Source organism: Streptomyces sp. NPDC060209 (genome assembly GCF_042728155.1).
Taxonomy (GTDB): Bacteria; Actinomycetota; Actinomycetes; order Streptomycetales; family Streptomycetaceae; genus Streptomyces.
In genome coordinates this window covers 1-3,914 of the sequence record NZ_JBHWZS010000486.1, presented here as the reverse complement: position 1 = coordinate 3,914, position 3,914 = coordinate 1, and the positions used below count along the sequence as shown (strand labels likewise).

Annotated in this window: 6 protein-coding genes; 4 read left to right on the top strand and 2 right to left on the bottom strand. The window is 70.0% G+C overall.

The features are described 5' to 3' along the window. Positions 1-58: 58 nt before the first annotated feature. Positions 59-454, bottom strand: coding sequence for a superoxide dismutase, Ni (sodN, locus tag ACFWFI_RS41540; protein ID WP_014154121.1), 396 nt, complete (start codon positions 452-454; stop codon positions 59-61). Positions 455-634: 180 nt separating this feature from the next. Here sodN and sodX point away from each other — a divergent pair, with 180 nt between their 5' ends. Beyond that, on the top strand, positions 635-1,072 hold the full coding sequence (sodX, locus tag ACFWFI_RS41535; protein WP_387400961.1) for a nickel-type superoxide dismutase maturation protease: 438 nt from the start codon (positions 635-637) through the stop codon (positions 1,070-1,072). On the opposite strand, the gene ACFWFI_RS41530 is transcribed toward sodX, so the two are convergent. After that, positions 976-1,605, bottom strand: a complete 630-nt coding sequence (locus ACFWFI_RS41530) for a CGNR zinc finger domain-containing protein (RefSeq protein ID WP_387400959.1) — start codon at positions 1,603-1,605, stop codon at positions 976-978. The two genes, sodX and ACFWFI_RS41530, sit on opposite strands and share 97 nt — an antisense overlap. Positions 1,606-1,683: 78 nt before the next feature. Here ACFWFI_RS41530 and ACFWFI_RS41525 point away from each other — a divergent pair, with 78 nt between their 5' ends. The 3 genes from ACFWFI_RS41525 to ACFWFI_RS41515 all read left to right on the top strand — a co-directional run bounded on the left by ACFWFI_RS41525 (position 1,684) and on the right by ACFWFI_RS41515 (position 3,873). Further along, positions 1,684-2,463, top strand: coding sequence for a class I SAM-dependent methyltransferase (locus ACFWFI_RS41525; RefSeq protein WP_387400957.1), 780 nt, complete (start codon positions 1,684-1,686; stop codon positions 2,461-2,463). Between the two features lie 133 nt (positions 2,464-2,596). Next, the gene (locus ACFWFI_RS41520; protein ID WP_387400955.1) at positions 2,597-3,100 is read left to right on the top strand and encodes a SigE family RNA polymerase sigma factor; all 504 of its coding nucleotides are present in this window, start codon (positions 2,597-2,599) and stop codon (positions 3,098-3,100) included. Then, positions 3,097-3,873 (top strand): hypothetical protein, encoded by a 777-nt coding sequence (locus ACFWFI_RS41515; RefSeq protein WP_387400953.1) that lies wholly within the window; start codon positions 3,097-3,099, stop codon positions 3,871-3,873. The genes ACFWFI_RS41520 and ACFWFI_RS41515 overlap by 4 nt, the downstream gene beginning before the upstream one ends. Positions 3,874-3,914 lie beyond the last annotated feature (41 nt).

The following is a 3,914-nucleotide window of genomic DNA, read 5'->3' as shown; positions in this document are numbered from 1 at the left end:
GCGGACAGGTGGGCGACATGACCGGCGGAAACCGCGGGTCGGTCGGCCCGGCCGGAGATCAGGCCTTCTTGGTCTCCCAGAAGATCGTGTCGATCTGGGCGATCAGGTCCAGAGCCTTCTGGCCCGTGGCCGGGTCGTTCGAACCCTTGGCCGCGGAGAGCGCCTTCAGGGTGTCGTTGACCAGCTGGTGCAGCTCCGGGTACTTCTCGAAGTGCGGGGGCTTGAAGTAGTCGCTCCAGAGCACCGAGACGTGGTGCTTCGCGAGCTCGGCACGCTGTTCCTTGATCAGAACGGCGCGCGTGCGGAAGTCCGCGTCCTCATTGGCCTGGTACTTCTCCTGGACGGCCTTGACGGACTCCGCCTCGATGCGGGCCTGGGCCGGGTCGTACACACCGCAGGGCAGGTCGCAGTGGGCGCTGACCTTCACCTTGGGGGCAAACAGGCGGGAAAGCATGGAGCTGTCCTTCCTCGTGATCGTCTTCTCAGGTGGGACATTACTCCGTGGGGGGTCCCTTTTTGCGGCTGCCCCCTAGGGCTTAGGCCAAAAGTCCGGGGTGAGGATGAGACCGGTGGCCGAAAATACGGAGCGGTGCGCGCAGCCGTGTACCGGAGGATGGACCGGGAGGTGCCACAGATGCCGGAACCGGCACAGGAGCCATGGAACGGGCGGGCGGCGCGTAAGGCGTTCCAGGTCGTGGAGGTGACAGGGCCGTCGATGGTGCCCACGCTCTACCACGGGGACTGGCTGCTCGTGCAGCGCGGGGCGCCGGTGCGCCCCGGGGACGTGGTGATCCTGCGTCATCCCCTCCAGCAGGACCTGCTGGTCGTGAAGCGGGCCGCCGAGCGACGCGGCAGCGGCTGGTGGGTGCTCGGCGACAACTCGTACGCGGGCGGGGACAGCACGGACTACGGGACGGTGCCGGAGGAGCTCGTGCTGGCCCGAGTGCGAGCCCGCTACCGGCCGCTGAGGAAGGATCAGCGGTCGGTGCTCGGGCTGATGGGCTGGGCGGTGTCCGCGGTGCGCCGCGTCTCGCCGGAGCGTTCGGTCTCCAGGCGCTTGCGGGCCCGGTAGGCCGCCACGTTGGCCCGGGTCGCGCAGCGGTCCGAGCAGTAGCGGCGCGAGCGGTTGGTCGAGGTGTCGAGGTAGGCGTTGCGGCACGGTGCGGCCTCGCAAAGGCCGAGCCGGTCCACACCGTGCGAGGTGAGATGGAAGGCGAGGCCCATCGCCGCGATCGCGGCGAAGCCCGCCGTGGCGTTCGAAGGATGGTCGGCGAGATGCATGTGCCAGTCCGGTTTGCCGTCCTCGTCCCGTGTGTCATGGCCGGAGATCTGCGGGCTCACCGGGAACTCCAGGAGCAGTGAGTTGAGCAGATCGACCGCGAGGGTCTCGTCGCCGTCGTCGGCCGCCTCGAAGACCGCGCGAAGCCGGGCCCGCACGGACCGGAAGCGGGTCACGTCCGCGTCGGTCGCGCGGCGGGCCGCCTGTGCGTTGGCGCCGAACAGTTCACGGATGGACTCGACCGTGGTGAGGGAGTCCTTGCCGCGGGCCGGCTCCTCGGTGTTGACCAGACGTACGGCGTAATCCGAGTAATAGGCCAATTCCACTTGTAGTCCTTACGGCGTCGGTCTATGGTCGATGTGCCGACCAGTGTAATGGGTGGTCGCGCTCAATGGGTCTTACGGATGCGTGTACTGGTGGAGGTTCGAGTGACGGCGACGGGCACCGACTGGCAGTCCTGGCAGGAGAGCTGGGACCGGCAGCAGGAGTGGTACATGCCGGACCGCGAGGAGCGGTTCCGGGTGATGCTGGACATGGTCGAGGCCGTCGTGGGGCCCGAACCGAGAGTGCTCGACCTGGCGTGCGGTACGGGCAGTATTACGGACCGGCTCCTCAAGCGGTTCCCCCGCGCCACCAGTACGGGCGTCGATCTCGACCCCGCGCTGCTCGCCATCGCGCGCGGCACCTTCGAGGGGGACGACCGCGTCACCTTCGTGACCGCCGACCTGAAGGACGCCGCCTGGACCGAGCGGCTTCCGTACCCCTCGTACGACGCCGTGCTCACCGCCACCGCTCTGCACTGGCTGCACAGCGAGCCCCTCGCCGCCCTGTACGGGCAGATCGGCGGGCTCGTCAGGGACGGCGGGGTCTTCATGAACGCGGACCACATGATCGACACCGACACCCCCCGTATCAACGCCGCCGAACGTGCCCAGCGGCACGCGGCCATGGACCGGGCGCGGGCCGGGGGAGCCGTGGACTGGGCGGAGTGGTGGGCCCTGGCGGCGAAGGACCCGGTCCTCGCGGCGCCCACCGCCGAGCGGTTCATGATCTACGGCGAGCACGCGGACGGCGACATGCCGTCCGTCCACTGGCACGCCCGCACCCTCCGCGAGGCCGGCTTCGCAGAGGCACGCGCGGTCTGGGCATCGCCGTCGGACAGTCTGGTCCTCGCTGTGAAGTAGGACGCGAGTGCGAAGGACGAGGGGCGGCTCCGGCCGCCCCTCGTCCCGTTTCTCCCCGCTGCAACCTGCCGCCTTCTCCGGCGCACTGGAAGGGTGAGACGGTCCGCATCCGCGGACCCGGAGAGGGGCGCCGATGACGCGGATCGACGACGACGCCGCGCTGCACGCGTTCGTGGAGAGCAGACGCACCGCGCTGTTCCGCAGTGCCTACCTGCTGTGCGGCGACCGGCACGAGGCCGAGGACCTGGTCCAGACGACGCTGGTCAGGGTCGTACTCGGCGGAAAGCGGCACGGGCGGCTCGACAACATCGAGGCGTACGCACGCAAGACCCTGGTCAACACCCATATCGCCGCCCGCCGCCGCTTCTGGCGGCGTGAGCGCCCGTACGGCGAGCTGCCCGACAACGCGGGCGACCAGGCCGATTCGGACACCGGCCTGATGGTCCGGGCGGCGCTCGCCCGGCTCACGGCCAAGCAGCGAGCGGTGCTGGTACTGCGCTACTGGGAGGACCTGAGCGTGGAGGCCACGGCCGAACTGCTCGGGATGCGGGAGAACACGGTCAAGAGCCACACGGCTCGGGGGCTGGCGGCGCTGCGCGCCGAGATGACGGCGGACATGGCGGAGGAACTCGTATGAACGACGTGCACGAACTGCTGGAGCGGGCCGCCGCGCCCGCCGGCAACCCCACGGTCTCGACCGAGGCGGTCTACGCCCGGGCAGACAGGGTCCGGCTCAGGCGCAGGGCCGCGGTGTCGGCCGCGGCGCTCGCGGTGGTCGCCGCCGGGGCCGTGACGTTGCCCGGGATCGCCGGTGGGGAGCAGAGGGAGCAGAACTCGGTGGCCGCGGCGCCGGTGGGCCAGGTCGACAGGAGCGGAAAGGCGGACCGCCTCGCCGAGCTGCTTCCGTCGGGCGTGGGGAGCGTGGAACGGGTCTCGCTGGCCGTTCTGATCAAGGGGGCGACGCCGGAGCAGGCGCGAACGACGTACGCGGGGCCGCTGGACGGGGAGTACCTGGTCCGCGAGGACGGTGGTGTCGGCTACCTCGTCCTGTCCTTCATGGAGCGCACCGGTGTGAGCAAGAAGTTCGGCGCCGGGGCCCAGCTGGACAACCTCTGCGAGACCCGGGGCAATGAGCCGCCCGTCACGGACTGCGTCCGTCAGAAGCGGCCGGACGGAAGCGTCCTGACGACATGGAGCGACTCCATGGACTACGGGGACGGAGGCACTCCCCAGTGGGGCCGTGAGGTCGTGGGCAGGCTGGTGCTGAAGGACGGCTCGGTGCTGGCCGCGCGCTCCAGCACGGGCTACCTCGGCGAACGGTCCCAGGGCCCGCTGCTCAAGGCCCCGCCCATCAGCCAGACGGAACTGGGCACCCTGCTCACGCGGTCAGAACTGCTGCCGAAGAATTAGCGGAGGACGGCGGAGAGGGCGGTACGGAACCGGTCCGTACC

Excerpts from the sequence above, each read along its gene's own strand:
- ACFWFI_RS41525 (WP_387400957.1), top strand. The coding sequence starts at position 1,684 with ATGCGTGTACTGGTGGAGGTTCGAGTGACGGCGACGGGCACCGACTGG.
- ACFWFI_RS41520 (WP_387400955.1), top strand. The coding sequence starts at position 2,597 with ATGACGCGGATCGACGACGACGCCGCGCTGCACGCGTTCGTGGAGAGC.
- sodX (WP_387400961.1), top strand. The coding sequence starts at position 635 with ATGCCGGAACCGGCACAGGAGCCATGGAACGGGCGGGCGGCGCGTAAG.
- ACFWFI_RS41515 (WP_387400953.1), top strand. The coding sequence starts at position 3,097 with ATGAACGACGTGCACGAACTGCTGGAGCGGGCCGCCGCGCCCGCCGGC.
- sodN (WP_014154121.1), bottom strand. The coding sequence starts at position 454 with ATGCTTTCCCGCCTGTTTGCCCCCAAGGTGAAGGTCAGCGCCCACTGC.